Origin of the sequence: Streptomyces bambusae, from assembly GCF_020532645.1 — a bacterium.
GTDB lineage: Bacteria > Actinomycetota > Actinomycetes > Streptomycetales > Streptomycetaceae > Streptomyces > Streptomyces bambusae.
On the sequence record NZ_JAJAUZ010000017.1, the window covers coordinates 119,823 to 136,245 of the forward strand.

Annotated in this window: 12 protein-coding genes and 1 pseudogene; 5 read left to right on the forward strand and 8 right to left on the reverse strand. The window is 73.9% G+C overall.

The window, feature by feature from the left end:
* Positions 1–23: 23 nt before the first annotated feature.
* The 8 genes from LG634_RS14845 to LG634_RS14880 form a co-directional block, all read right to left on the reverse strand.
* Complete coding sequence (locus LG634_RS14845) at positions 24–1,016, reverse strand: AurF N-oxygenase family protein (protein WP_226734252.1); 993 nt, start codon at positions 1,014–1,016, stop codon at positions 24–26.
* Between the two features lie 68 nt (positions 1,017–1,084).
* A complete protein-coding gene (locus LG634_RS14850) occupies positions 1,085–2,344 on the reverse strand; it encodes an ATP-grasp domain-containing protein (protein WP_226734253.1) in 1,260 nt (419 codons plus the stop codon).
* 127 nt (positions 2,345–2,471) lie between these two features.
* Positions 2,472–7,601 (reverse strand): non-ribosomal peptide synthetase, encoded by a 5,130-nt coding sequence (locus LG634_RS14855; RefSeq protein ID WP_226734254.1) that lies wholly within the window; start codon positions 7,599–7,601, stop codon positions 2,472–2,474.
* Between the two features lie 29 nt (positions 7,602–7,630).
* On the reverse strand, positions 7,631–8,395 hold the full coding sequence (locus LG634_RS14860; protein ID WP_226734255.1) for a thioesterase II family protein: 765 nt from the start codon (positions 8,393–8,395) through the stop codon (positions 7,631–7,633).
* Positions 8,395–8,655, reverse strand: coding sequence for an MbtH family protein (locus LG634_RS14865; protein WP_226734256.1), 261 nt, complete (start codon positions 8,653–8,655; stop codon positions 8,395–8,397). Before LG634_RS14865 ends, LG634_RS14860 begins: the two co-directional genes overlap by 1 nt.
* A gap of 2 nt (positions 8,656–8,657) precedes the next feature.
* Positions 8,658–9,668 (reverse strand): 2,3-diaminopropionate biosynthesis protein SbnB, encoded by a 1,011-nt coding sequence (gene sbnB / locus LG634_RS14870; RefSeq protein ID WP_264203143.1) that lies wholly within the window; start codon positions 9,666–9,668, stop codon positions 8,658–8,660.
* Between the two features lie 11 nt (positions 9,669–9,679).
* Positions 9,680–10,729 (reverse strand): 2,3-diaminopropionate biosynthesis protein SbnA, encoded by a 1,050-nt coding sequence (gene sbnA / locus LG634_RS14875; RefSeq protein WP_226734258.1) that lies wholly within the window; start codon positions 10,727–10,729, stop codon positions 9,680–9,682.
* Positions 10,730–10,878: 149 nt separating this feature from the next.
* Positions 10,879–11,826 carry a helix-turn-helix transcriptional regulator gene (locus tag LG634_RS14880; RefSeq protein ID WP_226734259.1) on the reverse strand — a complete coding sequence of 316 codons (948 nt, stop codon included), beginning with the start codon at positions 11,824–11,826 and terminating at the stop codon, positions 10,879–10,881.
* A gap of 206 nt (positions 11,827–12,032) precedes the next feature.
* Here LG634_RS14880 and LG634_RS14885 point away from each other — a divergent pair, with 206 nt between their 5' ends.
* The 5 genes and pseudogenes from LG634_RS14885 to LG634_RS14905 form a co-directional block, all read left to right on the forward strand.
* The gene (locus tag LG634_RS14885; RefSeq protein ID WP_226734260.1) at positions 12,033–12,332 is read left to right on the forward strand and encodes a hypothetical protein; all 300 of its coding nucleotides are present in this window, start codon (positions 12,033–12,035) and stop codon (positions 12,330–12,332) included.
* Positions 12,333–12,508: 176 nt separating this feature from the next.
* On the forward strand, positions 12,509–12,694 hold the full coding sequence (locus LG634_RS14890; protein WP_226734261.1) for a hypothetical protein: 186 nt from the start codon (positions 12,509–12,511) through the stop codon (positions 12,692–12,694).
* A gap of 42 nt (positions 12,695–12,736) precedes the next feature.
* Complete coding sequence (locus LG634_RS14895; RefSeq protein WP_226734262.1) at positions 12,737–13,420, forward strand: hypothetical protein; 684 nt, start codon at positions 12,737–12,739, stop codon at positions 13,418–13,420.
* Between the two features lie 57 nt (positions 13,421–13,477).
* Complete coding sequence (locus LG634_RS14900) at positions 13,478–15,361, forward strand: AfsR/SARP family transcriptional regulator (protein WP_226734263.1); 1,884 nt, start codon at positions 13,478–13,480, stop codon at positions 15,359–15,361.
* 99 nt (positions 15,362–15,460) lie between these two features.
* Positions 15,461–16,369: pseudogene (locus tag LG634_RS14905) on the forward strand (hydroxyacid dehydrogenase); the annotation flags it as partial.
* Between the last annotated feature and the right edge of the window lie 54 nt (positions 16,370–16,423).

Consider the following 16,423-nt stretch of genomic DNA (forward strand, 5'->3'; position numbering starts at 1 on the left):
CGGAACAGAGGGGCGGGCGGGGGTCAGGCGGCGTCGCCCCAGTCCCAGTCGACCTCGCCCAGCAGGTCCATGTCGGACAGGAGGGAGCGCAGGCCGCCGAAGTCGCGCACCAGGTTGGTGCGGCCCGCGTCGTGGCGGACCTCGTCGATCATCCGGTCGGCGCCGGGGACGCCGTGCATCGTGAGGATCTGCCGCCAGGTCCCGTAGTCGTTGGCGACGAACGTCTCCAGGCCGGTCATCATCGTGTCGACGAAGAACCGCTGCTGGTCGCGGGAGAGGAAGTCGTAGACCGTCTTGGCCAGCTCGCCCGTGATGGACGAGTGGCAGATCTCGTCCCGGTTGTGCAGCTGCACCGTGGTCGAGTTGATGGTCTGGATGTCCTCGTCGTGCGACAGCAGGTTCAGGTAGGCGCTGATCGAGGTCTCGGAGACGGTCGCGAACGCGAGGGTGGTGAGCTTCTGCTGCCAGGGCTCCGCGCACTCCTCCCGCAGCTCGGCGAGCCGCTGCACCAGGTGCGGGGCGGGCAGCACGGTGTCGGGCACCTCGATCCGGCGCTTCTGCCGCGTGATGATGCTCGTGTTGAGGTGCATCAGCGTGTGGTACTGCTCGTCCACCATGGCCTGCGCCAGCGAGGCCTCCAGCGCGGGCCCGCCCAGCGAGGGGAACTCGCCCTCGATGACGTACGCGAAGGCCGGGTTGACCACCCGCTGCTCGGCCAGCACGGTGTGCTTGTTGTACGCCAGCCAGGCCCAGCTCAGCATCCGGTCCCGCAGGTCCCGGTCGAGCCCCTCCCAGACGGGGTGGCCGGCGAACGGGACCAGGTGCTCGGGGTAGTCGGGCCGGTCGGCCTCGAACAGGTCCTCCAGCTGCGGTTCCTTGCGCTTGACGGTCGCGCGGCGGTGCCAGTTGCCGGCCAGCCGGCTGATGACCGCGTTCTCCACCGGGTCCGTCGGGTCGTACGGCGGGAAGCCGGGGATCTCCACCAGGCCGGGGCGGGTCGGGGTGCTGCTGCTCATGCGTCTCTCTGTCGTGTGCTCGGGGACGGGCGGAGGGGTGCGCGGGTCAGGCCGCCGGGCTGCGCGGGTCAGGCCGCCGGGGTCACGTCGTAGAAACCGGGCCCGTCCAGGTAGCAGATGGCGTTGAAGTCGCGCTCGACGACTTCCGCCGACCGGTGCGCGAAGCCGACGGCGAGGGTCTTGGTGGAGTCGTCGACGGTGCGCACGATGGCGCCGCCCGGCGGCACGAACACCTCGGTGTTGTGGAAGCTCTCCAGGGACCGGACGGCGTCGAGCAGCGGGTAGGCGACGAGCGTCCCCGCCTGCGGTGCGGTCGGCCAGGACACCGACACGTGCTGCTCCAGCCGGTACGGGCGCCGGTACTCGGCGAGGAAGCGCTCCGGTTCCAGGTAGGCGCGCACGGTCCAGCCGATCTGCGACTCGCCCGCGCCCAGCTCCGCGTAGAACGGGGTGTTCGCGCCGGCCATCCGGGCGCCGATCTCGACGAGGCACGGGCCGTCGTCGGTGACGATGATCTCCAGGTGGGCGGGGCCGTGCCGGATGCCGAGGGCGTCGAGGACGTCGAAGGCGTAGTCGACGAGGGCCTGGCGGACCGGTGCGTCCTCGGCGACCAGGTGGCCGCCGGTGATCCGGTCGCGGACCCCGGGCACCGTCATCTTGCTGTACTTCCAGACGTCGGTGGCGCGGTGCCGGCCGTCCCGGCTGACGGTGTCCACCACGTACTCGCCGCCGACCAGGTACTCCTGGACCACGGCCGAGGTGTTGGTCTCCGAGAACACCGTGGTGGCGCCGAGGATCGCGCGCAGCGCGGCGGCCGACTCCTCCGGGGTGTCGCAGATGGCGACGCCGTCGTTGGCGGCGCTGCGCAGCGGCTTCACGACGACCCGGCCGCCGGTCTCGCGGTGCCAGTCGAGGAGGGTCTGCTCGTCCTCGACGAGCCGCTGCCGGGCGGCGCGCAGGCCGGCCGCCCGGATCGTCTCGATCATGACGAACTTGTTCCTGCGGGCCGGGGAGAGCCGGCGGCCGTTGGTGGGCAGGCCGAGTACCTCGCTGAGGCCGTCCGCCAGCTCCACGCCGTACTCGCCGGCGGCGATGACCGCGACGGGCCGGTGCCGGGCGACGGCCGCGGCCGTGACGGCGAGGTCGCCGCGGTGGGTGATGTCGTCGGCGAAGGCCCTGGTGTCGAACGCGCCGCGGTAGCAGTGCGGTACGTCCTCGGTGCTCTGCACGCGGACCACCGCGCAGCCCTCGTCGAGGAACGCCTGCGCCAGCGCGAAGCTCGACGGGTACGCGTCGACGAGGACGACGCTCTTTCCGGTGCTGCTCATGCTTGTCTCTCTCTGCTGGGGGCCGCCGGTCGCGGCGGCGCGGGGCGGGGCGGCTCGGTTCAGGACGGCTCGGTTCAGGACGGCGCGGTTCAGGACGGCGCGGTTCAGGACGGCGCGGTGCGGCGGTTCAGGACGGCGCGGAAAGGGCTTCGGCGAGGCTCGCGACGGTCGGGGCGCGGAAGACCAGGACCGGGGAGACCCGGCGGCCGAGCCGTTCGCCCAGCCGGGCGGCGACCGAGGTGACGGCCAGCGAGTTGCCGCCGACGTCGAAGAAGTCGTCGTCGGGGCCGAGCGCCCCGGTGAGCCCGAGGACCTGCTGCCAGACCTCCATGACGAGCAGCTGCTCCTCGGTGGCCTCCCGCGGGGCGGCGGGCCCGGCGGCCAGGGCCCGCGGCTCGGGCAGCGCTTCCCGGCTGACCTTGCCGTTGGGGCTCAGCGGGATCTCGTCGATCACGGTGTAGCTCTGCGGGACCATGTACGACGGCAGTCGGCCGGCCAGGTGGGCGCGCAGCCCGGCCGCGGTGAACTCCGCGTCGGGGATCACGTACGCGGCCAGCTGCTCGACGCCGGTGCCGGATCGGCGGACGGCGACCGCGCAGTCCGAGACGGCCGGGTGGGTGCGCAGGACGGACTCGATCTCGCCGAGCTCGATGCGGAATCCGCGCAGCTTGACCTGGTGGTCGTTGCGGCCGAGGAAGACCAGGTTGCCGTCGGGGAGCAGCTGCACGATGTCGCCGGTGGCGTACATCCGGGCGCCGGGCTCGTCGGCGAACGGGTCGGGCACGTAGGCGTCGGCGGTCTTCGCCGGCTGTCCCAGGTAGCCGCGGCCGACGGCGGTGCCGCCCACGTACAGCTGGCCTCGGCAACCGGGGACGACGGCCCTCAGCTGCGGGTCGAGGACGTACAGCCGGGCGTTGTCGGTGGCCCGGCCGAAGGGGACGCTCGGCCGGTGGGCGTGCCGCTCGATCAGGTCCTCGGTGATCGGGCAGTAGGCGGAGGTCACGGTCGCCTCGGTGGGGCCGTACTCGTTGAAGACCTCGCAGCCGTCGGCGGTGACGGCCAGGATGCGGCGCGCCACGTCGTGCGGCACGGCCTCGGCGCCGGTGAACACCAGGCGCACGGAGGCGAGTCCGGCGGCCGGGTCGTCGGTGGCCTCCAGCAGGATCCGCATCTGCGAGGGGGTGGCGTTGAGGGTGGTGATGCCGCGGTCGGCCAGCTCGCGCAGGAAGGCCTCGGGGTCGTACGCGGCGGTGGAGCTCGCCAGGTGCAGCTGGGCGCCGGACACCAGGCACTGGAAGATCTCCCAGACCGAGTTGTCGAACGCCACCGAGTGGTTGAGGAGCGCCCGGTCCTCGCCGGTGAGGCGGCACAGCCGCTGGTTCCACTCCAGGAACGCGGTGATGTTGGCGTGCGTGATCGCGACGCCCTTGGGCTTGCCGGTGGAGCCGGAGGTGTAGATGACGTACGCGAGGTGGTGCGGTTCCAGCCCCACTTCGTGCTCGGGCTCGTGCTCGGGCTCGGGCTCCGCGTCGGGCGCGGTGTCGTGGCCGGTGGGCGGGACGATGCGGAGGCCGTCGGGCAGCAGTGCGGCCGACCGGTGCGCCGGGTCCGCGACGACCAGCCGGACGCCGGAGTCCGCGAGGAGGTGTCCGAGCCGGTCGGCGGGGTGGGCGGGGTCGAGCGGGACGTAGGCGCCGCCGGCCTTCAGGACGCCGAGCAGGGCGACGATCATCTCGACGGAGCGCTCCAGGCAGACGCCGACGAGCTGCTCCGGGCCGGCGCCCGCGGCCCGCAGGACCCGGGCCAGCCGGGCGGCCCGGCGGTCGGTCTCGGCGAAGGTCAGCGCCTCGGTGCCGCCGGCGCCGCCGACCAGGCACACGGCGTCGGGCGTGGCCCGCACCTGGGCGTCCCACATCCCCACGAGGGTGCCGGGCTCGGGCAGCGGCTCGGCGAGGGTGCCGCGGGACAGGTCGCGCAGCTCCTGCGGGGAGAGGATCTCCAGCTCGGACAGGCGGGCGGTGCGGTCGGCGGTCATCCGGTCGAGGACGCGGACGAAGTGGCCGCCCAGCCGCTCGGCGAAGGCGTGGTCGAACAGGTCGGTGGCGTACTCGACGGAGACGGACAGGTCGCCGCCGTGCGCGGCGTGGTCGGTGACGTCGAAGGCGAGGTCGAAGCGGGCCGAGCCGAGCCGTCCCTCCAGCTCCTTGCGGTCGTACACCTCGGTGAGGACGCCGGCCGGGGCCTCCTCGTCGAGGGCGAACAGCACCTGGAAGAGCGGGTTGCGGCTGAGGTCGCGGGCCGGGCACAGCTCCTCGACGAGCTTCTCGAACGGCACGTCCTGGTGGGCGTACGCCTGCCGGGCGGTCTCGCGGACCCGGCCGAGGAGCTGGGTCCACGTCGGGTCGCCGGACAGGTCGGTGCGCAGCACGACGGTGTTCACGAAGTAGCCGACGACGTCTTCGGTCTCCGGCCGCGGGCGGCCGCCGACCAGGGTGCCGACGGCGACGTCGGTTTCGTCGGCGTACCGGCCGAGGAGGACCTGGAGCGGGGCGAGCAGGCCCATGAAGAGGGTGATGCCTTCGGCCCGGCACAGGGCGCGGACCCGGTCGGCGAGGCCGGCGGGGATGCGGAACAGGGCGCGGCGGCCCTGGTGGCTTGCGATCGGGGGGCGGGGGCGGTCGGTGGGCAGTTCGAGGGCGGGGACGCCGTCGAGGCGGTGGCGCCAGTAGTCGGTGAGGCGGTCCAGTTCGGCGTCGGTGAGGCGGTCGCGCTGCCAGCGGGCGAAGTCGGCGTACTGGACGGGCAGCGGCGGCTGCTCGGGCCCGGTGGTGGTGCCGGTGCCGGTGCCGGTGCCGGTGGTGAGCCGGGCGTAGCGGTCGCCGAGTTCCCTGACGACGAGGTCGAGGGAGGTGCCGTCCGAGGCGATGTGGTGGAGGGTGAGGAGCAGGAGGTCCCGGTCGGGGGTACGGATCAGGTCCGCGCGCAGCAGCGGCGCCTCGTCGAGGGCGAAGGGAGCACGGATCCGTTCCGTGAGCAGTGCTTCCAACGCCTCCTCGGTGCTCTCGGTGCGGCCGAGGCGCACCGAGACCGCGGGCCGCACCACGGGGGCGACCAGGCCGTCGACGGTGGGCAGCGCGGTCCGCAGCACCTCGTGGCGGCCGACCAGCGCGGTCAGGGCCGCTTCGAGCGCGGCGGTGTCGGCGCGCCCGCCAGGGAAGGCGAGGACGAGCGGCAGGTGGTAGGCGGGGGTCCCGCTGTTCAGCTGCTCGAAGATCCAGATGCGTTCCTGGCCGAAGGAAAGCCCCGCTCCGTCCCCGGCGCCGGAGCCCGGGCGGATCGGCCGGTCGTCGGCCGCCGGCAGGCTGCCGAGCGCCGCGGCGAGCCCGGCGGGCGTCGGGTGCGCGAAGACCGCCTGGACGTCGACGGCCGCGCCGAGTTCCTGCCTCAGCCGGGTCACCGCGCGGACGGCCGTCAGCGAGTGCCCGCCCAGCCCGAAGAAGTCGTCGTGCGGGGAGACGTCGTCGAGGCCCAGGACCTCGCCCCAGACCCGGCGGACGGCCTCGGTCGCGGCCGGCAGCTCCGCGTACCCGGCGTATCCGGCCTTCCCGGCCGGCTCCCCGGCCGGCTGCCCGGCGGCCGCGCGGATCCGCTCGTACGGGACGCCGTCGAGCGCGTTGCGGTCGGTCTTGCCGGCGGGGGTGCGGGGCAGCGCGTCGAGGACCGCGTAGGCCTGCGGGACCATGTGGCCGGGCAGTTGCGCGGCGAGGTGGTCGCGCAGCCGGGCCGGCAGGCCGTCCGGGGCCGGGCCGGCGGGAACGACGTACCCGACCAGCCGGGGGCCGCCGGCCGCCGCCCGGTCGACGACGACCGCGGCGTCCGCGACCGCCGGGTGGCTGCGGACGGCGGCCTCGATCTCGCCGAGTTCGATGCGGAAGCCGCGCAGCTTGATCTGGTGGTCGGTGCGGCCGAGCACCTCCAGGCCGCCGTCGGGGGCCCGGCGGGCCAGGTCGCCGGTGCGGTACAGACGCTCGCCGGTGCCGCCGAAGGGGTCCGGGACGAAGCGGTCGGCGGTCAGCGCGGGGCGGTCGAGGTAGCCGCGGGCCACCCCTTCGCCGCCGATCCACAGCTCGCCGGTGGCGCCGGGCACCACCTCCCGGCCGTCTTCTCCGACCACGTACACGCGGGTGTTGGACAGCGGGCCGCCGACCGTGACCCGCTCGCCCGCGGTGGCGATGCGGGCGGCGGTGGCCCACACGGTGGCCTCGGTCGGGCCGTACAGGTTCCACAGGGTGCCGCCGGTGGCGAGCAGGTCGGCGGCGAGGCCGGCGTCGAGCGGTTCGCCGCCGGACAGCAGCACCCGGCCGCGGCCGCCGCGCCAGCCGGAGGCCACGAGCATGCGCCAGGTGGTCGGGGTTGCCTGGACCACCGTCACGCCGGACTCCTCGATGGCGGCGGCCAGGACATCCGGGTCGGTGTTGGCGGCGGCCGGGGCCATGACGACGGTCGCGCCGAGCGTCAGCGGCAGGAACAGCTCCAGCGTGGAGATGTCGAACGACAGCGGGGTGAGCGCGAGGACCCGGTCGCCGGCGGACAGGCCGGGGCGCTCGGCGACGCTCTGCAGGAAGGAGGCGATGGCCGCGTGGCCGATGGCGACGCCCTTGGGCAGTCCGGTCGAGCCGGAGGTGTAGATGACGTACGCCAGGTTCTGCGGGCCGGCGACGGCCGCGGTCTCCTGAGTCTCCGCGGTCACCGGGGTCACCGGGGTCACCGCGGTCTCCGGGGTCACTGCCGTCTCCGGGGTCACCGCCGTCTCCGGGGTCACCGCCGTCTCCGCCGTCTCCGGGCCCGCCTCGCTCCCGGCGGCGAGGTCCTCGACCAGCAGGATCTCGGTGCCGTCGCCCAGGGCCTGCTCGGCCCGCGCGCGGTGGGGCGCGTCGCAGAGCACGAGACGGGCGCCGGAGTCGGTGCGCATGTGGCGCAGCCTGTCGGCCGGGTAGGCCGGGTCCAGCGGCAGGTAGGCGGCGCCCGCCTTCAGGATGCCGAGCAGGGCCGCCACCATGTCGGCCGACCGGCCCAGGCACACGCCGACCAGCGACTCCGGGCCCACCCCGCGCAGGCGCAGGGCGGCGGCCACCGCGGCGGCGCGCCGGTCCAGTTCGGCGTAGCTCGCGCGGTCGTCGCCGGCGACGACGGCGATCGAGTCAGCGGCCGTCGCGACCCGCTGCTCCCACAATGCGACCAGAGTGGTCGGCGGCATGACTGATCCTTTCTCGGCCCCGGCAGGGGTCACTGGCCCCAGGCGGGGAGGGTGTGCACGATCGACTCGGCCAGCTGCCGCTCCGCGCTGCGCACGTAGAGGTGGTCACCGGGGAACATCCGCAGCTCGAAGCCGGCGGAGGTGTACGGGTGCCAGGCGGCGAGTTCCGACTCGTGGACGGTGTCGTCGGCGGTGCCGCCGAACACGGTGAACGGGACGGGCAGCGGCGGCTGCGGGCGGTGCTCGTACGTCTCGCACACGGTGAGGTCGGCGCGCACCATCGGCAGCAGCAGCTCCTGGAGTTCGGGGTCCAGGCCGCCGAGCTCCGATCCGGCCAGCAGGGCGAGGAGTTCGGCGTCGGGCAGGTGGTGCCTGCGGTCCCGGTCGGGCAGGTGGGGGGCGCGCAGCGCCGACAGGAAGAGCCGGTCGGGCAGCCGGGCGCCGGTCTCCCGCAGCCGGCGGGTCACCTCGTAGGCGAGCAGGGCTCCCATGCTGTGCCCGAAGAAGGCGTACGGGAGGTCCGTACGGTCCCCGATCAGCGGCGCCAGCGCGTCGACGACTGCGTCCGCGGAGCGCAGCGGCTCTTCGGCGAACCGGTTCTCCCGGCCGGGCAGCTGCACGGAGCAGACCTCGACGGTCTCCGGGAAGTGCCCGGCCAGCCGGTACGAGGAGGCCCCGGCGCCGGCGTGCGGGAAGACGAACAGGCGGTGGCGGGCGGTGTGTTCCCGTCCGCCCGGGCCGCGCAGCCACCGCTGCGCGGCGCCGGCGGGCGCGGCGGAGGTCCCGTTGCTCATCACGCGGGGGCCCCGGTCGTACGGGCCCCGGCCGCGCGCCCCCCGGTCGTACCCGCCCCGGGCGTACGGGCCGCCAGGGAGCGGCGTACGGAAGCCGGGGTCATGTCGGTCCACAGCTCCTCGATGCGGGTCAGGCACTCCTGCCGGGTGCCCTGGTCGCCGACCCGGGCCCAGCCGGCCGGCAGGTCGCGGCCGGCGGGCCAGACCGAGTACTGCTCCTCGTGGTTGACGACGACCACGCAGCGGTCGGTGGTGCTCATGCTCAGGCCTCCGCACCGGTGAAGAAGGCGTCCGCGCGGTGGCCCTTGCCGGCCGCGACCACCCGGTCGTGCACCCACTTGCCGACGGCCAGGTCGAGGACGCCGAGCCCGAACGGCGCGAAGACCGCGGGCCGGCCCGGCTCCCGGGTGAGGCGGCCGGTGAGGAGGTCGCCGAGGGTGCCGTCGACGAAGCCGCGGTGGCCGACCTGGATCTCGGCCAGGTGCAGCGAGGTGCGCTCGCGCACCGCGTGGTCCACGTCGTCGGTGAAGTTCTGCGCGGCGAGGACCATCTCGGGGGCCAGGTCGCGCAGCGACAGGTGGAGGACGACCGGGGCGTGGGCGAGGAGCTGCGGGTCGTGCAGGTGGGGCTCGCCGGCCACGGTGGTCAGCACCACGAGGTCGCAGTCGGTGAAGGCGTCCCCGATGCGATCGGCGATCTCGATCTCGATCTCGGCGCCGGCGCCGGTGTCCTGGCCGAGGGCGCGGCCGTAGCGTTCCGCGGCGGACCGGTCGAGGTCGAAGAGGCGGAAGGCGCCGATCTCCCAGTCGAGGTCGCGCAGGAACTTCCACACGTGCCGGGCGATCAGGCCGGTGCCGACGACGCCGACCCGGCGGGCCCGCCGCTCGCCGACCAGCACCTCGGCGCCCAGGACCGCGGAGGCCGCGGTGCGGGTGGCGGAGATGACCGAGGACTCCATGCACGCGAACGGGTAGCCGGTGGTGCAGTCGTTGAGGATCAGGGTCGCCGAGGCCCGCGGGATGCCGTGCTGCCGGGTGTTGTCCGGGAAGCTCGCGATCCACTTGTTGCCCGCGACGTCGAACTCGCCGCCCAGGTAGGCCGGGAGGGAGATGATCCGGTTGCGCGGCCGGTCGGGGAAGCGCAGGAACGAGCTGTGCGGGTTGGAGCTCTGGCCGGCGTCGTGCGCCAGGTAGGCGGCGCGGACCGCGGCCAGGATCTCGGGGCGGCTGCCGTCGATCTCCGCGGCCACGTCCGCCGCGTCGATGACCGTCATGGCCGGCGGAGTCAGGGCGTGCACGTGAGCAGGTCTCCTTCGGTCTGCGGCCAGGGGGTCCACGCCGGGGCGGAGGCGAACGCCTCTTCCGCGCGCAGCTCCTGAAGCCACTCGGGGTTGTAGATGGTCTGGGTGTAGGCGTGGCCGCGGTCGGCGGCGAGGAAGGCCACGGTCGGGCGGCGGCCCACGGGCCGGTTCCGGGCGAAGTAGCTCTGGATGCCGGCGTAGATGCTGCCGGTCGAGCCGCCGGCGAACAGGCCGTAGCGGGCGAAGAGTTCGTGGCAGGCCTCGGCCGCCCGGAACTCGGGCACCATCTCGACCTCGTCGATCAGGGCTTCCCGGCACAGCGGCGGCACGATGCTGGACCCGATGCCGGGGATCCGGCGCTTCTTCGGCGGTCCGCCGAAGATCACCGATCCTTCGGTGTCGACGGCCACCACGGTGCAGTGCGGGAAGACCTCCTTCACCCGGCGGGAGACGCCGGCGATGGTGCCTCCGGTGCTCACCCCGACGAACAGGTAGTCGATGGCGCCCGCGTCCTTGATCAGTTCGCCCGCGGTGAAGAGGTAATGCGCGTCGAGCGCGTCCGGATTGGCGTACTGGTTGGGCCAGTACGCGTGGCCGGGTTCGGCGAGCAGTTCCTGGACCCGGGCCAGCCGGGTCTTCAGGTATCCGCCGCCGGTGTCCCGCTCGGAGACCATTTCCACGCGCCCGCAGAGTTTCCGCAGGTGGTCTTCCGTGGCCTTGTTGCAGTTGGGGTCGATGACCGGAACGAAGGGAATGCCGAGGAGCCGGCAGTAGAACGCCAGGGCGAGGGCGAAATTCCCGGAGGAGGATTCCACCACGGTGGTGCCGGGAAGGATCTCTCCCCGGCCGATCGCCCGCTCCAGTATCCACAGCGCCGAACGGTCCTTGGTACTTCCCGTCGGATTACAGAACTCCAGCTTGGCGACAATGTCGAGTGCGTCATCGGCCAGCGGAAACAGGGGAGTTCCCGCAAGACCGGCACGGATCTGCCCGACCCGCTCGATCAGCGCCTTATCGGCATGCCTTTGAACCATGGAGCGACTGTGGCACCGCCGATTCCAGACCGGCTCAAGCGGAACTCAAGCCCGCGGTGCTCCCGGGGCGCCGCCGGGCCGGGCGTCCAACCGCCCGCCGTGCTCAGTTGGACACGCGGGCGATGAAGTACCTTGATCCACGCCGCTCTTCACTCGCCGGCATCGGGCAGGTGCCGCAGTCGCACCGCCTGCACACCGGCCTGGAATCGGCTCCGGGCGTCGAGCTCGGTGAGCAAACCGGAGATGGTCCGGCGCACCGTCCGCGTCGAAACACAGAGGTGGTGTGCGATCGCATCGTCAGTCAGGCCCTGCGCCATCAGCCGGAGCACCTCCGCCTGATGCCGGGAAAGTTCCTGTTCCCCCTGCTTCGGGCGCTCGCCCAGCGGCTGGGCGGAGTGCCACACCGACTCGAAGAGCGCCGCGATCAGCGCGATCGTGCCCGGGTTCTCGACGACGACGGCACCCGCGCCGGTGTTCCGGCTGTCCGTGGCGATCAGGGCGGTGCGCCGGTCCACCAGGATGAGGCGGTTGGGCAGCGAGGGGACCGTGCGGATCTCGGCGCCGTGGGCCACGAGCCATTCGGCGTGCGCGACGGTGGGCTGGTCGCGCCGGATGCTGTCCAGGTACACGGTCCGCATCCGGATTCCCCGGCCCAGCAGCCGCCGGTTGAGCGGCCGGGACGCGGCCATGTTCTCCGGCGTCTGGGGGCCGCCGGGCGCGAACGTCAAGAACTCTTCCTGCACCTGGTTCGTGAGGATTTCGATTTGCTCCCTGATGGCGTCCACACCCGGGACGTACTGGAATCCCGAACCGGCCCCCGCCGCATAGCGGTCCGCGAATTGCGCCATCGTTTCGGCGACCCGTGCCCGGCTGGCCTCGACCCGCAGCTGATGGGCCGCCAGTTCGGCCTGCTCCTTGGCCAGCAGGGCTTCCAGCCCCAGCAGCGGGTTTACGGGACGCACCCGCGTGGTGTCCTCGGCGGAGTGCCGTACGAGCGCCAGGCCGCTCAGCCGGTCCAGTGCCGCGCGGACTTCGCTCTCCGGGAGACCGAGCTCTTCGGACCAGGAAGGGATACCGCCTTCCGGGCGGGCGAGCATCGTCCGGTACACGACCTCTGCGACTTCATCGACACCGAGTCCAGAAAGCACGTGGTTTCCCCCTGGACATGCAGTCCGACGTACACAAAGCAATAACAATTCGGAGATTACATGAAAGGCCCGTGGGGGGCTGTGACGGAGGTCGCTCGGCACCTCCCGCAGCGCACCGGCCCGGCAGTGATGTCCCTTTCCTTCCGGTAGGTCGCATGTTGTACCTGGTTCACGTCCGGCTCGCGCCGCACCCGGACGGGATGTCGCTGCCGTGGGACACGGCAGTGGCGGTCACGGACGCGGCGCCGCACCGGACCCGCGTGCTGCACGCCACGGCGCACCCGGCGGCCCTGCCGGACCCGGTCGTCGGGATCTACCTCGAATCCACGGCGCCGGAGCTGGCCGAGTCGGCCGCCCGCGTCGCCTGGTGGGCGGCCGTCGACAGCCGGCCGGCACTGCGGGAGTGGCAGCTGCGGTCGGCTTCGGTGGCCCTGGGACCGCAGCCTGCGGAGTGACGTCCGGGGCGTCTGACCTCTGCCTTGTCCACATCCGGACCCTCGTCGTGTCCACATGCGGACATGACCACTCTGCCCCTCCCGCTCCCCCTTTCGCCCACCCCCCGACCGAGGCGAGGATCAGGCATCGGCTCGAACAGGGGCCGACGGAACACACTCCACGGGGGAGAACCACGATGACGAACACCATGCTCCGCGCTGCCCGTTTTGCCGCTTCTGTCGCGGCGGTCCTGGCGATCGCCCTCGGGGCGGCGGCGGCCACCGACCCGGCGCCGCAGGCACCGGCCCAGGCGGACGCGGGCTGGCAGCAGCCGGTCCCGCGGATGTCGGTCACCAACAGTGCCGACGCCGGCTGGCAGTAACCCGCCACAGCCGCCCGACCGCCGACCGCAGAGGCCACGGACATGACCGACAGCCCGCTGCCGACCATGCAGGGTCGCACCGAAACCGCCGAGCGCCTGCTCGCACTGCACCCCCTCTGGTCGGACCGGTCGGTGGCCACCGCCGCCGGACTGTCCGGCAGGAAGACCGCCGAAATCCGGCGCCGGCTGGCCGGCCCGCCCGCCCCCGACGCCAAACGGCTGGGCCGGGACGGCCGCGCCAGGCCGGTGGACCCCGCACGCGGCCGGGAACGGGCCGCGGCCCTCCTGCGGGAGAACCCGGGCGCCTCACTACGCCACATAGCCCGGCAGGCAGGCGTCTCCCCGACCACCGTCGCCGCGGTCCGAGACCGGCTGGCCCAGCCTCCGGCCCCGCCGGCGACCGAGGCGCGGGGACCGGGGCAGAGCCCCGACCCTTCAGTCCCGCCGCACACTCCGGCCCCGCCGGAGACCGAGGCGCGGAGCCCCGATCCGGCCGAGCTGCACCGCCGGCTGCGCCGGGACCCCTCGCTGCGCTTCGGCGAGCCCGGCCGCACGGTCCTGCGGCTGCTGGAGGCCGGCGCAGCGCTGACCCACGACGCGGAGGCGCTCGCCGCCGGCCTGCCCCCGCACTGCACACCCGCCGTGGCCCGCCTCGCCGCCGCGTACGCCCGCAGCTGGCAGCAGTTCGCCGACGAACTCCGCTCCGCAGCCGGCGCACCGCTCTGACCCCGGCTCCGGGCCCGGTTCCGAGCACCACGTCATCCGCGCACGAGGGAGAAACCCATGCGAGTCAATCTTCTCGGGCCGTTCGAGGTCTACGCCGCCGGAGAACCCGACAGTTCCGCCCCGGCCGCCCAGAAGGTGCGGCAGATCCTCGCCGTGCTGGCACTCAACGCCAACCGGGTCGTGCCGTCCGGCCGGCTCGTGGAGGAGCTGTGGGCGGACAACCCGCCGGCCAGCGCCGGCACCGCCCTGCAGACGTACGTCTACCAGATCCGCAAGCGGTTCGGGCTGGGCAGCCCCCGGGGCGGCGGCCCGGTCCGGGCGGATGCCGGCCGGCCTGCGCTGAGCACTGTCGACGGCGGCTACCAGCTGCGGCTGCCCGAGGAGCACGTGGACGCGTTCCGCTTTGAACCGCTGGTCCGCCGGGCCCGCAAGGAGTTCCAGGACGGCCAGTACCTGCGGGCCCGCGACTCCGTCGCCACGGCCCTGGCCCTGTGGCGGGACGCGGCGCTGGTCGACGTGCGCAAGGGCCCGGTCCTGGAGTCCGAGGCGCTGCGGCTGAACGAGCTGTACAGCGGTGCGCGTGACCTGCGCATCCACGCGGACCTCAACCTGGGCCGGCACCACGAGGTGCTGAGCGAGCTGACCGCCCTGGCCACCCGCGAACCCACCAACGAGAACACCCAGCGCCAGCTGATGCTGGCGCTGTACCGCACCGACCGGCGGGCCGACGCCCTGCGCGTCTACCAGAGCGCCCGGGAGTCGATCGCCGACGAACTCGGACTCGACCCCTCGCCCGAGCTCCAGGCCCTGCACACCGCGATCCTCAACTCCGACGAGTCGCTGCTGCACGCCGCCGGGCCCGCCGCCCCGCAGGCCGCCCGCCCCGCACCGGCCGCGGCCGTCGTGCAGGCGCCCTCGCACCTCCCGCCGCCGCAGGGCCACCTGGTGGGCCGCCGCGGGCAGCTGGCCCGGCTGAGCGGCGCGCTCACCCCGCGGGCGGCGGGCCGTCCCGTGGTCGTCGTCCACGGGCCGCCCGGCTCCGGCAAGAGCGAACTGTGCCTGCACGCCGCCGAGCAGGCCGGCCGCCACTACCCGGACGGCCGGCTGTTCGGCCGCCTCCTGGACGCCGAGAACCGGCCGGTCGACCGGGCGACGGTGCTGCGCTCCTTCCTGCGCGGGCTCGGCGCCACCGACGGGCAGCTGCCGTCCGACGTGACCGACCTGGGCCTGATGTTCCGCACGTGGACCGCTGACCGGCGGCTGCTGGTGGTCCTCGACGACGTGACCGACCCGGCCGACCTGGCGCTGCTGCTGCCGTCCGGCAAGGGCTGCGGCGCGCTGATCGGCAGCCGGCGCCGGCTGTTCGTCCCCTCCGCCACCGAGGAGGTGGAGCTGGACCGGCTGCCGATGGACGACTGCGTCCGGATCCTCACCGCCGCGGTCGCCGACCACCGGATCACCATGGAACCCGACGGGGTCCGCCGGCTGGCCGGGCTGTGCCACGGCCTGCCGGGCGCGCTCCTCGCCATCGCCGCCAAGCTCCGGCTGCGGCCGCACTGGGCGGCCCGGCAGGCGATCGGCTGGATCACCGAGTCCGCGAAGGCCCACGAGGACCCGCTCGGCACCCGGGCCCGGCTCGACCGGTCCCTCGCCCGGCTGCCCGCCGACGTGCGGTCCGCGTTCGGCACCCTGTTCTCCGCGGCCGGCCCGGACCGGCTCTCCCCCGCGGCCGCGGCCGCGCTCCTCGGCACCGGCGAGCACCGGGCCGAGACCCTCCTCGAAGAGCTGGTGGAGGCGTACCTGCTGCGCCCCTCCGCAGCCTCCCCGGACGGCCGCTTCTCCTATACGTGGGAGCCCGCGATGGAGGTCCTGCGCACCCACCGCGGCGCCGCACCGGAGCCGGTCGGCGGCCTCGGCCACCCGCAGGCCATGGCGGCCTGACCGGCCCCGGCCCCGGCCCCGGCCCGCGACTCCGGCCCCCGCGCCACCCCTCCCGTCACCGGAGAACCAAGCACCATGAACCAGGAATCAGGAACCGCCATGACCGCCAGGCCCGTCGTGCTCGTCGCCGATGCCCTTTCCCCCGCAGCGCTCGACGCGCTCGGCCCCGGAGTCGAGGTGCGGCACTGCGACGGCCGGAACCGCGCCGCGCTGCTGGCCGCCGTCGCGGACGCCGACGCCCTCCTCGTCCGCAGCGCCACCACGGTCGACGCCGAGGTGCTGCGGGCCGCGCCCCGGCTGCGGGTGGTCGGCCGGGCCGGGGTGGGCCTGGACAACATCGACGTCCGGGAGGCCGCCGGCCGGGGCGTCTCGGTGGTCAACGCGCCCACCGCCAACGTGGTCTCCGCGGCCGAGCTGACCTGCGCGCTGATCCTGGCGGCCGCCCGCAACGTGCAGCCCGCGGGCCACGCCCTGAAGCAGGGGCAGTGGCAGCGCAGCCGGTTCACCGGCATCGAGCTTTCCGGCAAGACCCTCGGGGTGGTCGGGTTCGGCCGCATCGGGACGCTGGTGGCCGAGCGGATGGCGGCGTTCGGCATGGACGTCGTGGCCCACGACCCGTACCTCGGCGACCGGTGCCCGGAGGGGGTCAAGCTGCTGTCGCTGGACGAGCTGCTGGGCCGGGCCGACGTGGTCACCGTGCACCTGCCGAGGACCGCGGAGACCATCGGGCTGATCGGGGCGCCGGAGTTCGCGCGGATGAAGCCGTCGGCGCTGCTGGTCAACGTGGCCCGGGGCGGCATCGTCGACGAGGCGGCGCTGCACGCGGCGCTGGTCGACGGGAGGATCGCCGGTGCGGCCCTCGACGTCTTCGACCGCGAACCGTGCCCCTGGTCGCCGCTGTTCACCCTGGACAACGTGACCGTCACCCCGCACCTGGGCGCCGGCACCGCCGAGGCCCAGGAGCGCGCGGGCACGTCCGTCGCCCGCTCCGTCCTGGCGGAGCTGGCGGTCCCCGCCTAGGTCGTCTCTTTCGGATCTTGCCGGTTAGGGGGTGTTGCGAAA

What these genes read in the sequence shown, in the direction of transcription:
- LG634_RS14845 (WP_226734252.1), bottom strand. Translation starts at nt 1,016, where the DNA reads ATGAGCAGCAGCACCCCGACCCGCCCCGGCCTGGTGGAGATCCCCGGC.
- LG634_RS14850 (WP_226734253.1), bottom strand. Translation starts at nt 2,344, where the DNA reads ATGAGCAGCACCGGAAAGAGCGTCGTCCTCGTCGACGCGTACCCGTCG.
- LG634_RS14855 (WP_226734254.1), bottom strand. Translation starts at nt 7,601, where the DNA reads ATGCCGCCGACCACTCTGGTCGCATTGTGGGAGCAGCGGGTCGCGACG.
- LG634_RS14860 (WP_226734255.1), bottom strand. Translation starts at nt 8,395, where the DNA reads ATGAGCAACGGGACCTCCGCCGCGCCCGCCGGCGCCGCGCAGCGGTGG.
- LG634_RS14865 (WP_226734256.1), bottom strand. Translation starts at nt 8,655, where the DNA reads ATGAGCACCACCGACCGCTGCGTGGTCGTCGTCAACCACGAGGAGCAG.
- sbnB (WP_264203143.1), bottom strand. Translation starts at nt 9,668, where the DNA reads ATGACGGTCATCGACGCGGCGGACGTGGCCGCGGAGATCGACGGCAGC.
- sbnA (WP_226734258.1), bottom strand. Translation starts at nt 10,729, where the DNA reads ATGGTTCAAAGGCATGCCGATAAGGCGCTGATCGAGCGGGTCGGGCAG.
- LG634_RS14880 (WP_226734259.1), bottom strand. Translation starts at nt 11,826, where the DNA reads ATGCTCGCCCGCCCGGAAGGCGGTATCCCTTCCTGGTCCGAAGAGCTC.
- LG634_RS14885 (WP_226734260.1), top strand. Translation starts at nt 12,033, where the DNA reads ATGTTGTACCTGGTTCACGTCCGGCTCGCGCCGCACCCGGACGGGATG.
- LG634_RS14890 (WP_226734261.1), top strand. Translation starts at nt 12,509, where the DNA reads ATGACGAACACCATGCTCCGCGCTGCCCGTTTTGCCGCTTCTGTCGCG.
- LG634_RS14895 (WP_226734262.1), top strand. Translation starts at nt 12,737, where the DNA reads ATGACCGACAGCCCGCTGCCGACCATGCAGGGTCGCACCGAAACCGCC.
- LG634_RS14900 (WP_226734263.1), top strand. Translation starts at nt 13,478, where the DNA reads ATGCGAGTCAATCTTCTCGGGCCGTTCGAGGTCTACGCCGCCGGAGAA.